Here is a 15,350-nt window from a genome sequence, read left to right as displayed (position 1 = left end):
ACCGGCGTCGATCTCAGCCTTCCCCGGCGGGGAGCGCGCTTTCTACCGTGCGCGAAAACCCCGACGCCTGTGAAGGTGGTGATCCACAAATGTCCACGGACACACCCGCGTCCGCGCCCTCCGCGTCAGCGGCGGACCGGTACCTCGCCGTACAACGGTCGGACGAGTTCGCCGGGTTGCGTCGCGCGCTGCGCGGCTTCGTCTTCCCGATGACCGTCGCCTTCTTCCTGTGGTACGCGCTCTACGTGATCCTGTCCGCGTACGCGCGGGACTTCATGGGCACGAAGCTGTTCGGCAGCAACATCAACGTCGCCCTCGTCTTCGGCCTGCTCCAGTTCGTCTCCACCTTCGTGATCGCCTGGCTCTACTCCCGGTTCGCCGACCGGAGGATCGACCCGGTCGCCGACCGGATCCGCGCCGAGATCGGGGAGGTGACGCATGAACACGGTCCTCGCGGCTGAGGCGGGCAGCACCACGGCCCGCAACCTCACCATCACCCTGTTCCTGGTCTTCGTGGCGGTGACCCTGGCCATCACCATCTGGGCCAGCCGGCAGACCAAGACCGCCACCGACTTCTACGCCGGCGGGCGGTCCTTCTCCGGCTTCCAGAACGGCATGGCGATCGGCGGCGACTACATGTCGGCCGCCTCGTTCCTCGGCATCGCCGGCATCATCGCCCTCTACGGCTACGACGGCTTCCTCTACTCGATCGGCTTCCTGGTCGCCTGGCTGGTGGCCCTGCTGCTGGTCGCGGAGCTGCTGCGGAACTCCGGCCGCTACACGATGGCCGACGTGCTGGCCTTCCGGATGCGTCAGCGCCCGGTGCGTACCGCCGCGGCGGTCTCCACCATCACCGTGTCGATCTTCTACCTGCTGGCCCAGATGGTGGGCGCGGGCGCGCTGGTCGCGTTGCTGCTCGGCATCAAGCCGGGCACCACCTTCCTCGGCATGGACGCGGACACCGCCAAGGTCGCCACCATCATCATGGTCGGCGCCCTGATGATCATCTACGTCACGGTGGGCGGCATGAAGGGCACCACCTACGTGCAGATCGTCAAGGCGTTCCTGCTCATGGGCGGCGCGCTGGTGATGACCGTGCTGGTGCTGGCGCACTACAAGTTCAACCTGTCGTCGCTGCTCGGCGATGCCGCCGCCGCCTCCGGCAAGGGGAGCGCCTTCCTGGAACCCGGGCTGCGGTACGGCGTCGACACGCCCGGCGACGCGCTGAAGACCTTCTACAGCAAGATGGACCTGCTCTCGCTCGGCATCGCGCTGGTGCTCGGCACGGCCGGCCTGCCGCACATCCTGATCCGGTTCTACACCGTCCCGACCGCCAAGGCGGCCCGCAAGAGCGTGCTCTGGGCGATCGGCATCATCGGCACCTTCTACCTGCTGACCCTGGCGCTCGGCTTCGGCGCCGCGGCGCTGGTGGGCGGCGAGGCGATCACGGCACAGGACAAGGCGGGCAACACGGCCGCGCCGCAGCTCGCCGAGGCGCTCGGCATCGACTTCCTCGGCGGCGACCTGGGCGGGGCGACCCTCCTGGCGATCATCGCGGCGGTCGCCTTCGCCACCATCCTGGCCGTGGTGGCCGGCCTGACCCTCGCCTCCTCGTCGAGTCTGGCGCACGACTTCTACGCCAACGTGATCAAGAACGGGGCGGCGTCGGAGCGGCAGGAGGTGCGGGTCGCCCGCGTCTCCGCCCTGGTGATCGGCGCGATCTCGATCGTCCTGTCGATCTACGCGCAGAACCTGAACGTGGCCTTCCTGGTGGCGCTCGCCTTCGCGGTGGCCGCCTCGGGCAACCTGCCGGCGATCCTCTACAGCCTGTTCTGGAAGCGGTTCAACACCTCGGGCGCGGTCTGGGCCATCTACGGCGGCCTGCTCTCCGCCGTCCTGCTGGTGTTCTTCTCGCCGGTGGTCTCGGGGGCACCCACCTCGATGTTCCCGAACCATGACTGGCAGTGGTTCCCGCTGTCCAACCCGGGCATCCTCTCCATCCCGTTCGGCTTCCTGTGCGGCTGGTTCGGGACCGTGATCTCGACGGAACACGACGAGGAGAAGTACGCCGAGCTGGAGGTGCGCGCACTCACCGGCGCCGGTGCCCACTGACCCCACCCGAACGGAGGGGTCCCCGGCGCCGGGGGCCCCTCCCGCCACGCCCGGTGCGGGACCGGGGCGATGGGTAGGCTGACCGGCATGAACGTTGCTGCGCGCTTCGGAAGCGGTCACCGTGTCCTCGTCACCGGCGGCGCCGGTTTCGTACCGTCGCACCTGGTCGACGCGCTGATCGCCCGCGGCTGCACGGTGGTCGCCCTGGACAACTTCGTCACCGGGTCCAAGGAGAACGTCGCCCACCTGGCGGACGAGCCGAGGTTCACGCTGGTCGAGGCCGACATCTCCGACGGGCTGCCGACCCACCACCCGGCCATGGCCGAGCGGTTCGACGCCATCCTGCACATGGCCTCCCCGGCGAGCCCGACGGATTTCGAGAAGCTGCCGGTGGAGATCCTCCGGGTCGGCTCGGTGGGCACCCTGCACCTGCTGGACCGCGCGGTCGCCGACGGCGCCCGGTTCCTGATGGCCTCCACCTCCGAGGCGTACGGGGACCCGAAGGAGCACCCGCAGCGCGAGACGTACTGGGGCAACGTCAACCCGATCGGCATCCGCAGCGTCTACGACGAGGCGAAGCGCTTCTCCGAGGCGGCCACCATGGCCTACCACCGCAGCCGTGGGCTGGACGCCGCGATCGTCCGGATCTTCAACACGTACGGCCCCCGGATGCGGCCGGACGACGGCCGCGCCATCCCGACGTTCATCTCCCAGGCGCTGCGCGGGGAGCCGATCACCGTGCACGGCACCGGCAACCAGACCCGCTCGATCTGCTACGTGGCGGACCTGGTCCGCGGGATCCTGCTGCTGCTCGACTCCCGCGAGACGGGGCCGATCAACTGCGGCACCGAGCACGAGATGAGCATGCGGCAACTCGCCGAGACGATCGTGTCCCTCTGCGGCAGCAGCTCCGAGGTGACCTACATCACGCGCAGCGCCGACGACCCGGAGATGCGCCGCCCCGACCTGACCCTCGCCCGTGAACTGCTCGGCTACGAGCCGACCGTGGCGCCCGAAGACGGCCTCCGGCGCACGATCGAGTACTTCCGCGAGCGGCTAGGGTAACCGGCCGCCCGGGCGAAGCCGGCAAACGCCGGCTTCGCCTGGAGGCGACAGTGGCCGGTCGTACGTACCCTGAGTTACATGTCAGCGACCACGCCCGCCGGTGTCCCGCTCCCGTACCTGCACCGCAGCGCCGGGCGCGCGTCGGTGCCCGGCTCCGGCCGGGACACCGCGGGTCGCGCCCGGCCGGCCGAGGCCCGCTGGTACCCGTCGCCGGACGAGGCGCGGGCCGGCGGCCCGGGTGGCCCGTCGGGTCCGGGTGGTCCAGGTGGCCCCGGCGGACCAGGCGGTCCCGGCGGCCCCTACCGCCCGGGGCGGCGCGGCGCGCGTCCCCGGTGGGGCCGGATCGGCCTGGTGGCCGGCGTCGCCGTGCTGGTGCTCGCGCTCCTGGGCGGGGCGGGCGCCTGGTTCTACGCCCGCAGCCTGAACGACGACTTGGCCCGCACCGACCCGTTCTCCGAGATCACCGGCGGCCGGCCGGCCAAGGCGGTGGACGGCGCGCTGAACATCCTGCTGGTCGGCAGCGACTCGCGGGACCCGGACGCCCCGGTGGACCAGTCCAGCAAGTGGCGGGCCGACACGATCATCGTGATGCACATCCCGTCCGACCACCAGCAGGCATATCTGGTCTCCATCCCCCGCGACCTCTACGTGCCGATCCCCGAGGGCGCCAACGCGGAGTGCGGCTCCGGCCAGCGCGGGAAGATCAACGCGGCGTTCGCCTTCGGCGGGCTGCCGCTGGCCGTCCGGACGGTGGAGTGCTTCACCGACGTGCGGCTCGACCACGTGATGGCGATCGACTTCGCCGGCTTCAAGCAGGTCACCGACGCCCTGGGCGGCGTCGACCTGAAGGTCGAACGGACCATCACCTCGATCCATAAGCCGTACCGGACCTTCACCAAGGGCACCAACCACATGGACGGCGCCGAGGCGCTGGACTGGATCCGGCAGCGCAAGCAGTTCCCGGACGGCGACTTCGCCCGGATGCGCCACCAGCAGGAGTTCCTCCGCGCGTTGATGGACAAGGCGGCGAGCACGGGCACGCTGACCAATCCGAAGCAGCTGAACGACTTCCTCAAGTCGGTGACCGCCGCGGTCACCGTCGACGAGGGCTTCTCGCTGGTCGACATGGCGGTGCAGTTCCGCAACCTGCGGGGCGAGAACCTCACCTTCGTGACCAGCCCGCACGTCGGCAGCCAGACCATCAACGGGGAATCCGTGGTGGTCTCGGACAAGGAGAAGGCGCTGGCCATGTACAAGGCGATGTCCGCCGACACCATGACCGCGTGGGTGAAGGCCAACCAGAAGGCCGACGGCACCGGGAACTGACCCGCTCCGCATCGACGCCGGCCCCTACCGTGATTGACGGACGTCATCGCGGGTCGGGGGCCGGCGTCGCGTTTCCTGTGAGCCAACGGCCGACCGGTCGTATCGATCTGGACGTTTGGACAGTTTTCCTGGATGGCGGCGGGGAGAACGCCAATTGACGTCCCGACGAACTACCCAGGACGGGAAAGCGTCCGTACAGTGATCCCGCCCCCTGATCACGCGAGCTGGAGCACGCATGCCGGTTCAGACCAGCCGTCGCCCTCCGGCGCTGGAGTCCTCCGGCGGCCCGGCGCGGGCCGCCACGACCATCCCGACCCAGCCCGGAAAGGGCGGAAAGACAGGCGGCGGGCCCGCGAAGAAGCGGTCGCGCCGCAAGGACCCGCTCTGGGCCCGACTCACCCTGATCCTCGGCGCCGTGCTGATGATGACCAGCGGCGTCGCGATCGTCGGCAGCAAGGCCCTGATCAGCAAGGCCACCGGCAACATCGCCCAGCGCAACCTGCTGGGTGACGCGGGCAAGTCGGACGCCGAGGGCGGTGCCAACCTGGACGGCCCGATCGACATGCTGCTCCTCGGCGTGGACGCCCGGGAGCGGTGGGCCGCCGACGACGTCCGGGCGGACAGCATCATCGTGCTGCACATTCCTGCGACGCACGACCAGGCGTACCTGATCTCGATCCCGCGCGACACGGAGGCCCAGATCCCGGCCTTCAAGAAGAGCGGCTACTCCGGCGGGGTCGACAAGATCAACGCCGCGTTCCAGGCCGGCGCCCGCAACGGCGGCGGCTGGGAGGGCGGCGCGCAGTTGATGGCACAGACGATCAAGAAGATGACCGGGATCAGCTTCGACGGCGCCGCGATCATCAACTTCGGCGGCTTCAAGAACATCATCGAAACCCTCGGCTCGGTTCGCATCTGCGTCAGCCAGGAGGTCCAGTCGATCCACATGTCGTACGTCGACGGCAAGCCGATGTGGAACGCGGACGCCAAGAAGACCGGCAAGCCGATGAAGCCCGTGGTGCACAAGAAGGGCTGCCGGGAGATGGAGGGTTGGGAGGCGCTGGACTACTCCCGCCAGCGCAAGACTCTGAAGAACGGCGACTACGACCGCCAGCAGAACCAGCAGCAGCTCATCAAGGCGATGGCGAAGAAGGCCACGCAGAACGGCACGCTGACCAACCCGCTCAAGCTGAACGAGCTGATCACGGCGGCCGGCAAGGCGTTCATCCTCGACGTCGGCGGGGTGCCCGTCGCCGACTTCGTCTTCACGATGCGTGGCGTCACCGGCAACGACCTGGTCATGCTGAAGACCAACGGCGGCACCTTCCACGGCGACGGCAGCCGGGAGACGCTGAGCCAGGAGACGCTGGACATGTTCCACGCGGTCAAGCAGGACAAGCTGGCCGAGTTCGTCTTCGCCAACCCTCAGGTGATATCCAGCCGCACATAGCGCCGGCCCTGCCCGGCCCGCCCGAGCGGGGCGGCCGGGCAAACTCGGTGAAGCGGCCCGGGACCACGGAGCCGCCCGTAGCCTGACGTGAGAGAGATTCACGTACGGCCGCGGGGAGGGGTCACGTCCAGATCGGCGCGCGACGGTCGGGCACGGACCGGGGCCGACGCCCGGGCCGCCCGGCCGCGCCGCGCCCGCTGGCCCCGCGTCCTGCTCGGCCTCGGCCTGGCCGTGGTGCTGCTGGCCGGGCTCGCCGTGGTCGGCCTCCGGGTGCTCGGCAACCGGTACGAGCGCACCGTGGTGCGGGAGCAGTTGCTCGACCCCACCGCCCGGCGGGAGCGGACCGACCCCCACGGGCCGCTGAACTACCTGCTCGTGGGGACCGACCGGTGGCAGAGCGGCAGCGCGGCGGACCGCCGGTCGGACAGCATCCTCATCGTGCACGTGCCCGCCGGCGGGCGCGAGGCGTACCTCGTCTCCGTCCCCCGGGACCTGCTGGTCGCCATCCCGCCCGGCAACGGCTTCGGCGGCGGGCAGGACAAGATCAACGCGGCGTACGAGCACGGCGGGGGCGGCGAGCCGGGCACCCGGCTGCTCTCGGCCACCCTGGCCCGGCTGACCGGGATCCGCTTCGACGGCGCCGCCCTGATCGACTTCTCCGGCTTCCGCAAGGTCATCGACCTGCTCGGCGGGGTACGCATGTGCGTGGACACCGAGGTCCGCTCGATCCACACCGACCGGGTCTTCCACCCCGGCTGCCAGCAGATGGACGGCGGCGAGGCGCTGGACTACGTCCGCCAACGCTACGACCTGCCCGGCGGTGACTACGACCGGCAGACGCACCAGCAGCAACTGCTCCGGGCCCTGCTGGAGCGCACGAACGAGACGTCGCTGCGGACCAATCCCGTCAAGCTCGACCAGGTGATCCGGGCGGTGGGCAGCTCGCTGACCGTGGACACCAACGGCGTACCGCTGGAGGACCTGGTCCTCGCGCTGCGCGACCTGCCGGCCGACGCGCTGCGGGGCGTGCAGGTCCCCTCCCACCCGCAGACCATCGACCAGGTGTCGTACGTGGTCCTCGACAACGGCGGGAACGGGCTGTTCGAGGCGGTCCGCGGCACCCGGGTGCCGGAGTGGGCCCGGGCCAACCCCCGGTGGGTCACCCGACTGTGACGTGCGGGACGCCCCACCTCGCCGCACCCGGCCCCACCGACCGCCCGGCGACGGTCGGCCGGGCGAGGTTCTAGGCTTGGCGCGTGTTCGGACCCCAGGTTCCCACCGTGACCGTGCCCGAGATCGCCGACGACACCTACCTGCTCGACGTCCGCGAGGACGACGAGTGGGCCGCCGGCCACGCTCCCGGCGCGCACCACCTGCCGATGATGGAGCTGCCGGCCCGGATCGCGGAGGTGCCCGCCGACCGCGACGTCGCCGTCATCTGCCGCTCCGGCGGGCGCTCCGCCCAGGTCGTCGCCTACCTGATGCGCAACGGCTGGGACCAGGTGCGCAACGTCGCGGGCGGGATGGACGAGTGGGCCGCCGCCGGGAGACCCGTCGTCGGCGGGAACGGACAGCCGGGCCACGTCCTCTAGGCGGGCGGAATGGGCGCACCCCTGGTCTTCGCGCACCGCGGCTCCTCGTACGACCTGCCCGAGCACACCCTCGCCGCCTACCTGCGCGCCCTCGACGAGGGTGCGGACGGGCTGGAGTGCGACGTCCGGCTGACCCGGGACGGGCACCTGGTCTGCGTGCACGACCGCCGGCTCGACCGCACCAGCAACGGTCAGGGCCTGGTGAGCACGCGTACCCTCGCCGAGCTGGAGGCGCTGGACTTCGGCTCCTGGCACCCCCGCAGCGTGCCCGCCGACGGGGACGAGGTGCTGGACGAGTCGCACACCCGGCTGCTCACCCTGGAGCGGCTGCTGGACGCGGTGCTCGCCGCCGGGCGGCCGGTCCGGCTGCTCGTGGAGACCAAGCACCCCTCCCGCTACGGCGGCGACGTCGAGCGCCGGCTCGTCGCGCTGCTGCGCCGGTACGGCCTGGCCGAGCCGAAACCGGACGATCCGGTACGCGTCACCGTCATGTCGTTCTCCGCGCTGGCCGTACGCCGGACGCGGGAGCTGGCCCCCGCGCTGCCCACGGTGCTGCTGCTGGAGGTGCTGCCGCCCTGGCTGCGGGCGGGGCGGCTGCCCTTCGGCGCCCGGATCGCCGGGCCCGGCGTGGCGCTGGTGCGGGCCCGCCCGCAGCTCGTGCCCGCGTTGCGGGCGGCGGGCAACCAGGTCTACGTGTGGACCGTCAACGAGCCGGCCGATCTGGACCTCGTCCTCTCCGCCGGGGTGGACGGCATCATCACCGACCGGCCGGCGCACGCGCTGGCCCACCTGGGCCGCTGACCGCGCGCCCGGACCGCGTCCCCGGCCCGCCCGGCCCGACGCGGGCGGCCCGGACCGGTGGGCGGGATACGGCCGGGCAGGGGTGTCCGGAAACCGACCGCCGGGGCACACTCGGGGCATGCCGGAGCGCACCGACCTCTCCGCTCTCATCGCCGGCCACACCGCGGTGATCGACTCGATCAACTCCGGCGGCGCCGGCGTCCCCGTCCTCACCCAACTGCTCCGGGTGGTCCGGCCCGCGCTCGACGCGGCGGGCATGGCCTTCGTCGAGTTCGCGCCGACCGGTGGCCGGGTGATCGCCGCCGCCGGCGCCGTCGAGTGGATCATCGGCCGACCCGTCCCGCCCGACGACCCGGCCGTCGCCTGCCTGCTCTCCGGCACCCGGGTACGCCAGGTCCGGACGGACCGGCTCACCGGCAGGCTCGCCGGCGAGCTGGCCGCACGCGGACTGCTCCGGATGGTGGTCGCCCGCGCGGAGATCGGCGGGCTGACCGTCGGCAGCCTGCACGCGCTCTACCCGGGCGAGGACGGGACGCGGGACGCCGGCCGGCACGACGCGATGGGCTACATCGCCTCCTGCATCGCCCACATGTACGGCGACCAGACCGGGCTGCCGGTGCACGGCGACGGCCCGGTGGTGGCGGCGCTGGCGGACGGGCTGGCCGTGGTCGACCAGGACGGGCACGTGCGCCTCTGGAACCCGGCCGCCGCCCAGGTCACCGGTCGTTCCGCGGCCGAGGCGCTCAACCGGCCGCTGCCCTTCCCGCTGCCGCCGTCCGGGCAGGTGCTCGACCACCGGCTGCCGGACGGCCGCTGGCTCAAGATCACCTCCGGGGAGCTGCCCGGCCCCGGCACCCTGCACGTGGTGACCTTCCGCGACGTCACCGACCAGCAGCGGCGCGACCACGACCGGGACCTCTTCGTCGCCGTGACCAGCCACGAGCTGCGTACGCCGGTGACCGTGATCAAGGGCTACGCCGACACGCTCACCGACCACTGGGAGTCGCTGACCGAGACCGACCGGCGGCAGGCGGCCCGGGTCATCGGGCAGCGCGCCAACGAGCTGGCCCGGCTGGTCGACCGGCTGCTCTCGGCCGCCGCCGAGCCGGGCCCGGGCGACGAGCCGCCCGCCCCGTACGACCTCGGCGACGCGCTGCGCGCGACGGTGACCGACCTGCCGGCGGAGCTGCGGCACCGGCTCGTCCTCCGCCTCCCGGCCAACCTGCCGAAGGCGCTCGGCCACCGGCCCAGCCTGGCCACCGTGCTGACGGAGCTGTGCACGAACGCCGGCAAGTACTCCCCGCCCGACTCCCCCGTCGAGATCAGCGCGGACGCGGACGGGGCAACCGTCTCCTTCCGGGTCAGCGACCGCGGCATCGGCATCCGGCCGGAGCACGTGGAGCGCGCGTTCGACCGGTTCTGGCAGGGGGAGTCGGGCGACCGCCGCCGCTATCCCGGGGCCGGTCTCGGTCTCTATCTCGTCCGCCGGATCGTTGAACAGCAGAATGGATGGGTATTCCTCCGGCCGAGGGCCGGTGGCGGTACGGTCGCAGAGGTGCGGCTGCCGCGCGGGGGACCGGCGACGGGCGGCGGGGCGTGAAGGGGCGAAGGTGTCGACGGGAGCTGCCGAACGGGCATGGTGCGTGGTGGTGCCCCACCACGCCACGGGGGCACGACAGGCGCGGCACCGGCTCGCCGACGAGCTGACCGGCGTCGTACCCCCGCCGCTCCTGGCCGACCTGGTCGCGGTCCTGGCCGAGCTGGTGGGCAACGCGGTCCGGCACGCCGACCCGCTGCCCGGCGGGGTGGTCCGGGTTGCCTGGCGACTGCGCAGCTCCGCCGCCGGCCAGCAGGTGCAGCTCCGGGTCACCGACGGCGGCGCCGCCGCGGGCCCGCGGATGCGGGTGGCCGACACGGACGCCGTCGACGGCCGCGGCCTGCACATCGTCGCGGGGCTGGCCGACCGCTGGGGCGTCGAGCGCGACGGCCTGGGCCAGAGCGTGTGGGCCGAGTTCGACCCGGCCGACGTCACCCGGTCGGACCTGGCCGTGGCCGGCTGACCGTCCCCGACAGGCGGGTCCTGCCCACGCCGGCCGGCTGCGGCCTCTAGGCTGTGTCGCCGTGAGCAAGCGTCGAAAGAGCCAGCGGGCCGCCGAAGCCACCCCCAAGCGGGAGAAGGTGCGCGACATCTTCGTACCCCGACCGTTCGAGGGGCTGACCGACGAGCCGGAGTGGATCGCCCTGCGCGAGCTGGTGCCGGCCGCCTCCGCGCCGCTGCGGCTCGCCCCCGCCCTCGTCGAGGAGTTCGGTGACCGCGAGGTCGTCCTCGCCACCGTGTTGCCGATGGCCGCCCCGGCCGTGACGAAACCGGACGGCCGGGTCCTCGTCGGGCTCCAGCGCCACCAGCAGTCCGGCGACGTCTCCCGGGACCTGGCCGAGGCGCTGCTCTGCGCGCTGCGGGCTGAGCCGGGCCGCCCGGTGGCCGTGCCGCCGCTGCCCGGACCGGGCCCCCGCCTGCAGGACGTCCTGGTCGACGGTCCGCTGGAGATCACGATGCACGACGGGTTCGAGTTCTGGCTCGACCCGGGGGCCGGTGACGACCCGAACGTGCAGGCGTCCCTGGAACGCGCGAACGCCGCGATCTACCCGACCGTCCGGCTCGCCGCCGCCCGGGCCGCGTACTGGTGCCAGGTGCCGGAGAAGGCGCACGTGCGCTGGGTGCTGCCCGACGACGAGGACGCCGCGCTGGACGCGCTGGCCCGGCTGAGCGTGGCCGGCACGCTGACGCTCGGCGAGAACACCCGGTTCGCCGGCATGTTCCGGGCGCACGGTCGGCTGGTGCCGGTCTGGGACCTGCCCGAGGACGTCCCGGCTGCCGACTGGGAGCAGCCGGTCACCGAGTTCGCCAAGCGGTACGCCGAGGCGCTCGCCGACGCCGCCCCGCTGGACGCCGCCGGCCGGCGCGCCCGGCACGGCCTGCTCGGCCGCCAGCTCACCCTGCGCTGAGCCCCGGCCCCGCCCCGCTTCCCGGCGTCGGCGGGGCGTCGTCCGGCCGCCCGCCGACGCCCGAGGGGTCAGGAAGGGCGCCTTCCATTACCGGAAACGTGCGGAAGGGCCCTTCCTCCCCCGCCGAGCGGCTCGCGGACCAGGGGGCAGGACATGCAGCGCGGCCCGCCCCGGCCGGAGCCGAGTTCGGAGCCGGCGATCGGGATGACCTCGATGCCGGCCCGCTCCAGTTGCGCGTTGGTCTCCGTGTTGCGCTCGTAGCCCACGCAGAGCCGGGGCGCGAGGGCGAGGGTGTTGTTGCCGTCGTCCCACTGCTCGCGTTCCGCGGTGACCGGGTCCAGGCCGGTGTCGATCACCCGGAGCTGGGCCAGGTCCATCGCGTCGGCGGCGGCCCGCAGGAACGGCGCCGGGCCGTCCACCCGCGGGTCCTCCCCGTCCGCCCCGGCGATCACCGTGTACGCCGACAGGGTGTGGGCGATGTTCGGATACATCAGCACGGCGTCGACGTCCACCATCGTGCAGACGGTGTCCAGGTGCATGGTCGCCCGCTCCTGGGCGATCGGCACGACGAGGATGGTGTGCGCCAGCCCGGCGGCGAAGACCTGCCGGGCGAGGCGTTCCGCGCCGGCCGGGGTGGTCCGCTCGCCCACGCCGACGGCCAGCACCCCGGGCGCGAGCAGCAGCACGTCGCCGCCCTCCAGGTGCTCCAGCTCCGGGTGGTAGACGAACTCGGTGCCGGCGAAGCGCGGGTGGTGCCGGTAGATCGCGTCGGTCAGCGTGGTCTCCCGTCGCCGGGCCGGCATCGCCAGGCTGGTCACCCCGACCCGGTCGCCGATCCAGAGCGAGGAGTCCCGGGTGAAGAGCAGATTGGGCAGCGGGTCGATGACGAAGTCGTGCCGGTCCATCAGGGTGTAGACCAGGCCGCCCGGCCGTTCCCGGCTGACCCGCAGTTCCTCGTGGGCCAGCCCGGCGATGAGCACGTCGGCGAGCGCGGCCGGGTCGAGGTACGCGAGGTGGTCGGCGACCCGGGCGCGCAGCGAGTCGCCGAGCCGGGGCGAGCGCAGCACCTCCTCGGTCAGCTCGGCCCGCGCGTCGGTCACGGCGAGCGTCTCGGCCAGCAGGGTGGCGAGGTAGAGCACCTCGATCCCGCGCTCGCGCAGGGCGGCGGCGAAGGCGTCGTGTTCCTCCTGGGCGCGCCCCACCCAGGGAATGGCGTCGAAGAGCAGCGAGTCGTTGTTGCGTGGGGTGAGCCGGGCGAGCTCCGGGCCGGGCCGGTGCAGCAGCACGGTGCCGAGCCGGCCGACTTCGCTGTCCACGTAGTGGGTCACCATCGCAGCGTAGGGCAGGGTTTGGCGGCATCCGATAAAACGTTGGTGGATGAATATGGCATTCATCCGCACTCACTCCGGCGTTCCAACTTGCCGACACGGGGGACTGGCAACGTAGGGTAGTGAGGTCATAACTTCGAGGGACCTTTTGCCGGAGGTCGCGATGACTGTCTTTCCCGCTCGTCGAGCCGTACCGCCCGCCCGGGCACTGCCGCCCGCGGCGGTGCCACATCCCCGCGTGGAGTCGCCGGGGGTGCTCACGCCGGTCCGTCCGTCCCCGTTGGAGTGGGCCCGCCGCCGGCGGGCGGAGCGGGGCGCCCGCCGGCTGGAGGCGGCCGGCGCGCGGGCGCTCGGCCAGCTCGACCACCTCGGGCCCGCCTGGCACGTCATCGAGTGGCCCCGCACGGACGCCTCCGACCTGTTGCTCGACCACGAGCGCGACGAACGCGCCGGCTTCCTCGCCATCGGGCCGAGCGGGCTCTTCGCGGTCACCATCGCCGACCACGGCCGGGCCCGGGTGCTCGTCGCCGGCGACGTGGTGCAGATCAACGGCAAGCGACCGCCCTACGTGGCGGAGGCCCGCCGCGACGCCAAGCGCGCCAGCAAGGCGCTCTCCGACGCGGTGGGGCTGCCGATCCCGGTGACGCCGGTGCTGACATTCGTCGGCTCCGGCGTCATCAGCGTCTACGGCCTGCCGAAGGACTGCCTCATGGCCACCCACCGCGAGCTGGACCGCCTGCTCGTCGCCGGGGGCAGCCGGATCAGCCCGGCCACCGCCGAGAAGCTGTCCCGGGTCGCCCAGCACCCGGGCACCTGGATGAACGGCGCCTACCGGCCGGCCGCCGACTACCGTTGGTACGAGGACGGCCGAACGGCCGCTGACAAGCCGGCCGGCCGGCGGTAACGTCACCGGCGACGCCACGCGGCCCGGGTGCAGGTCGGCACCCGTCGGTCGCGCCGTCGCCGGCCGCCCGGTCGGGGCACCCCATCACCACCGGCGGCCCGGTGACCGCAGCGCGGTCGGCGGCATCCGCGGCGACCGGCTAGCGTGGACAGACCGTCGGTGTACATAGGAGGCGCGGTGGCCCACGTCGAACTCTCGCTCTCTGAAGTGTTCGTGCCGGCGGCGGGGACATCGACAGAGCTGGGGTCCGACAACTTCGGGCAGTGGTCGTCGACCGTCTCCCACGCCGACGAGCCGTGCCTGCTGATCGACGCCGAGACGAGGGTTATCGCCGTCTCCGCCTCGGGCTGCGAGCTGCTCTGCCTGGGCACCCCGGAGGACGTGATCGGGTTGCCGCTGCTCGACGGCGGGCTCCGGCTGCTCGACTTCACCGCCAACCGGGGCGAGCTGACCGAGCCCGAGATCGACAAGATCCCGCCGCTGCTGGCCCTGTCCTCCGGGCGCCTGGCCCGAGGGCTGCTCCGGGTCCAGGCCGCGTCGGCCGACCGGCCGGACTCGACCGTGGACGCGATCTCCACCCCGGTGCTCACCGACGGTTTGGTCGCTGGTTCCCTCACGTTCTTCTGCGAGGTCTGACCTGCGGCGGGATGTGGCGTTCGCCGCACGCGGCGAATCTGGGGCGGGCGCTCTCCGAGGCCGTAAGGTGCCCTCATGCTCGATATCGCTCTGCTGCCGGGGGAGTACGCCGTGTGCCGGATGGCCGCCGGCTCCGCCCTGCCGCCCGAGCTGACGGGCGGGTTGAGCGGCGGCGACGTCGTCACGGTGAGCTGGACCGCCGACGGGATCTCGCTGATCTGCCCCGCCGACCGGGTGCCGGAGCAGGTCGCCACGGAGACGGCCTGGCGCTGCCTGCGGGTCACCGGGCCGCTCGACCTGGCCGTGAGCGGCACCCTCGCCGCGCTGGTGGACCCGCTCGCCGCCGCCCGGGTCAGCGTGGTCGCCTTCTCGACGTACGACACCGACTACCTGCTGGTTCCCTCGGTACGCCTCGGCGAGGCGACCGCCGCGCTGGAGCGGGCGGGCCACCGGGTCCTCGCCTGACCTTCACCCGGCCGCCGGTTCCTCCTAGGATGGGCTCGGCCTCCCGGCCGCAGCGACGCTCCCCGATGTCCCGAGGATCGGCCCGTGCCGCCCACCCCCTCGCGCCCCGCCGCCCCCGACCACCCGACCGGCCACCCCGCCCGGCGCGGCCGGCTCCTGGCCGCCGTGCTGCTGGCCGCGGTGCCGCTGGCCGGCTGCGGCACGCCGCCTGAGCTGCGGAACGCCGCCCCCACCACCGTCCCGACCCGCGCCGCCCCGAGCCCGGCCGGCACACCGACCTTCACACCGACCCCGCCCCCCGCCACCGGCCTGCCCGGCGCGGCCACCCCGACCGCCGACTCCGGCCTGGTCGCGGTGCCGTGCACCGACGGCCCCTCCGGGAAGCGGATCGTCGACCTGGTGCGCGGCCGGGGCGGGGTGCTCCCGGGCGGCGCCCGGGTGCGGGTGCGGACCGGCCCGCTCTGCGCCGGGGGGTGGCACTACACGGTGCTCGACGTGACCGGGCACGAGGACCTCCAGGTGGTCACCGAGGGCCGGGCGAGCGCTCCGCGGCTGGTCACCGCCGGGACCGACGTCTGCACGGTCGAGGTCCGGGCCGCCGGGCCGCCCGGCATCCGGACCCTGGTCTGCGACGGCGGGTCGGCCGGCGTACCGGGTGCGTAGGC

Annotated in this window: 16 protein-coding genes; 15 read left to right on the top strand and 1 reads right to left on the bottom strand. The window is 73.0% G+C overall.

The window, feature by feature from the left end; genetic code table 11:
* Positions 1-89: 89 nt before the first annotated feature.
* The 11 genes from ABZ793_RS02155 (at position 90) to ABZ793_RS02105 (ending at position 11,352) form a co-directional block, all read left to right on the top strand.
* Positions 90-461, top strand: a complete 372-nt coding sequence (locus ABZ793_RS02155; RefSeq protein ID WP_350702596.1) for a DUF485 domain-containing protein — start codon at positions 90-92, stop codon at positions 459-461.
* Positions 439-2,112: a cation acetate symporter gene (locus ABZ793_RS02150; protein WP_357450482.1), complete on the top strand. Its 1,674-nt coding sequence runs from the start codon at positions 439-441 to the stop codon at positions 2,110-2,112. Before ABZ793_RS02155 ends, ABZ793_RS02150 begins: the two co-directional genes overlap by 23 nt.
* Positions 2,113-2,199: 87 nt before the next feature.
* Entirely contained in the window at positions 2,200-3,177 is a 978-nt protein-coding gene (locus ABZ793_RS02145; RefSeq protein ID WP_357450479.1) for a UDP-glucuronic acid decarboxylase family protein, read from the top strand.
* Between the two features lie 78 nt (positions 3,178-3,255).
* Positions 3,256-4,503 (top strand): LCP family protein, encoded by a 1,248-nt coding sequence (locus ABZ793_RS02140; protein WP_357450477.1) that lies wholly within the window; start codon positions 3,256-3,258, stop codon positions 4,501-4,503.
* Between the two features lie 235 nt (positions 4,504-4,738).
* On the top strand, positions 4,739-5,953 hold the full coding sequence (locus tag ABZ793_RS02135; protein ID WP_357450474.1) for an LCP family protein: 1,215 nt from the start codon (positions 4,739-4,741) through the stop codon (positions 5,951-5,953).
* A 234-nt stretch (positions 5,954-6,187) separates the two neighbouring features.
* On the top strand, positions 6,188-7,126 hold the full coding sequence (locus ABZ793_RS02130; RefSeq protein ID WP_357450643.1) for an LCP family protein: 939 nt from the start codon (positions 6,188-6,190) through the stop codon (positions 7,124-7,126).
* An 83-nt stretch (positions 7,127-7,209) separates the two neighbouring features.
* Positions 7,210-7,545: a rhodanese-like domain-containing protein gene (locus tag ABZ793_RS02125; protein WP_350702586.1), complete on the top strand. Its 336-nt coding sequence runs from the start codon at positions 7,210-7,212 to the stop codon at positions 7,543-7,545.
* Between the two features lie 9 nt (positions 7,546-7,554).
* Positions 7,555-8,346: a glycerophosphodiester phosphodiesterase family protein gene (locus tag ABZ793_RS02120; RefSeq protein ID WP_357450471.1), complete on the top strand. Its 792-nt coding sequence runs from the start codon at positions 7,555-7,557 to the stop codon at positions 8,344-8,346.
* 118 nt (positions 8,347-8,464) lie between these two features.
* Positions 8,465-9,946 (top strand): ATP-binding protein, encoded by a 1,482-nt coding sequence (locus ABZ793_RS02115; protein ID WP_357450468.1) that lies wholly within the window; start codon positions 8,465-8,467, stop codon positions 9,944-9,946.
* Between the two features lie 43 nt (positions 9,947-9,989).
* A complete protein-coding gene (locus ABZ793_RS02110; protein WP_357450640.1) occupies positions 9,990-10,406 on the top strand; it encodes an ATP-binding protein in 417 nt (138 codons plus the stop codon).
* 61 nt (positions 10,407-10,467) lie between these two features.
* The gene (locus ABZ793_RS02105; RefSeq protein WP_357450465.1) at positions 10,468-11,352 is read left to right on the top strand and encodes a DUF5926 family protein; all 885 of its coding nucleotides are present in this window, start codon (positions 10,468-10,470) and stop codon (positions 11,350-11,352) included.
* Positions 11,353-11,420: 68 nt separating this feature from the next.
* Here the strand turns inward: ABZ793_RS02105 and ABZ793_RS02100 are convergent, their stop codons facing one another.
* Positions 11,421-12,683: an arginine deiminase gene (locus tag ABZ793_RS02100; protein ID WP_357450462.1), complete on the bottom strand. Its 1,263-nt coding sequence runs from the start codon at positions 12,681-12,683 to the stop codon at positions 11,421-11,423.
* A 160-nt stretch (positions 12,684-12,843) separates the two neighbouring features.
* On the opposite strand from ABZ793_RS02100, the gene ABZ793_RS02095 reads away from it, so the two are divergent.
* The 4 genes from ABZ793_RS02095 to ABZ793_RS02080 all read left to right on the top strand — a co-directional run bounded on the left by ABZ793_RS02095 (position 12,844) and on the right by ABZ793_RS02080 (position 15,348).
* Positions 12,844-13,584: a hypothetical protein gene (locus tag ABZ793_RS02095; protein ID WP_357450459.1), complete on the top strand. Its 741-nt coding sequence runs from the start codon at positions 12,844-12,846 to the stop codon at positions 13,582-13,584.
* 177 nt (positions 13,585-13,761) lie between these two features.
* Positions 13,762-14,220: a hypothetical protein gene (locus ABZ793_RS02090; protein ID WP_357450456.1), complete on the top strand. Its 459-nt coding sequence runs from the start codon at positions 13,762-13,764 to the stop codon at positions 14,218-14,220.
* Positions 14,221-14,295: 75 nt separating this feature from the next.
* Complete coding sequence (locus ABZ793_RS02085) at positions 14,296-14,685, top strand: ACT domain-containing protein (protein WP_357450453.1); 390 nt, start codon at positions 14,296-14,298, stop codon at positions 14,683-14,685.
* 165 nt (positions 14,686-14,850) lie between these two features.
* Positions 14,851-15,348, top strand: a complete 498-nt coding sequence (locus ABZ793_RS02080) for a hypothetical protein (RefSeq protein WP_357450637.1) — start codon at positions 14,851-14,853, stop codon at positions 15,346-15,348.
* The last annotated feature ends 2 nt before the right edge of the window (positions 15,349-15,350 follow it).

It is taken from the genome of Micromonospora sp. NPDC047465, assembly GCF_040643125.1.
Taxonomy (GTDB): domain Bacteria; phylum Actinomycetota; class Actinomycetes; order Mycobacteriales; family Micromonosporaceae; genus Micromonospora.
Note: the sequence above shows the minus strand (reverse complement) of the source record. Positions and strands in the feature narration are given on the sequence as shown.

Bases quoted from the DNA above. Each gene is read 5' to 3' on its own strand.
- ABZ793_RS02155 (WP_350702596.1), top strand. From the start codon at position 90: ATGTCCACGGACACACCCGCGTCCGCGCCCTCCGCGTCAGCGGCGGAC.
- ABZ793_RS02120 (WP_357450471.1), top strand. From the start codon at position 7,555: ATGGGCGCACCCCTGGTCTTCGCGCACCGCGGCTCCTCGTACGACCTG.
- ABZ793_RS02135 (WP_357450474.1), top strand. From the start codon at position 4,739: ATGCCGGTTCAGACCAGCCGTCGCCCTCCGGCGCTGGAGTCCTCCGGC.
- ABZ793_RS02085 (WP_357450453.1), top strand. From the start codon at position 14,296: ATGCTCGATATCGCTCTGCTGCCGGGGGAGTACGCCGTGTGCCGGATG.
- ABZ793_RS02115 (WP_357450468.1), top strand. From the start codon at position 8,465: ATGCCGGAGCGCACCGACCTCTCCGCTCTCATCGCCGGCCACACCGCG.
- ABZ793_RS02100 (WP_357450462.1), bottom strand. From the start codon at position 12,683: ATGGTGACCCACTACGTGGACAGCGAAGTCGGCCGGCTCGGCACCGTG.
- ABZ793_RS02095 (WP_357450459.1), top strand. From the start codon at position 12,844: ATGACTGTCTTTCCCGCTCGTCGAGCCGTACCGCCCGCCCGGGCACTG.
- ABZ793_RS02145 (WP_357450479.1), top strand. From the start codon at position 2,200: ATGAACGTTGCTGCGCGCTTCGGAAGCGGTCACCGTGTCCTCGTCACC.
- ABZ793_RS02150 (WP_357450482.1), top strand. From the start codon at position 439: ATGAACACGGTCCTCGCGGCTGAGGCGGGCAGCACCACGGCCCGCAAC.
- ABZ793_RS02140 (WP_357450477.1), top strand. From the start codon at position 3,256: ATGTCAGCGACCACGCCCGCCGGTGTCCCGCTCCCGTACCTGCACCGC.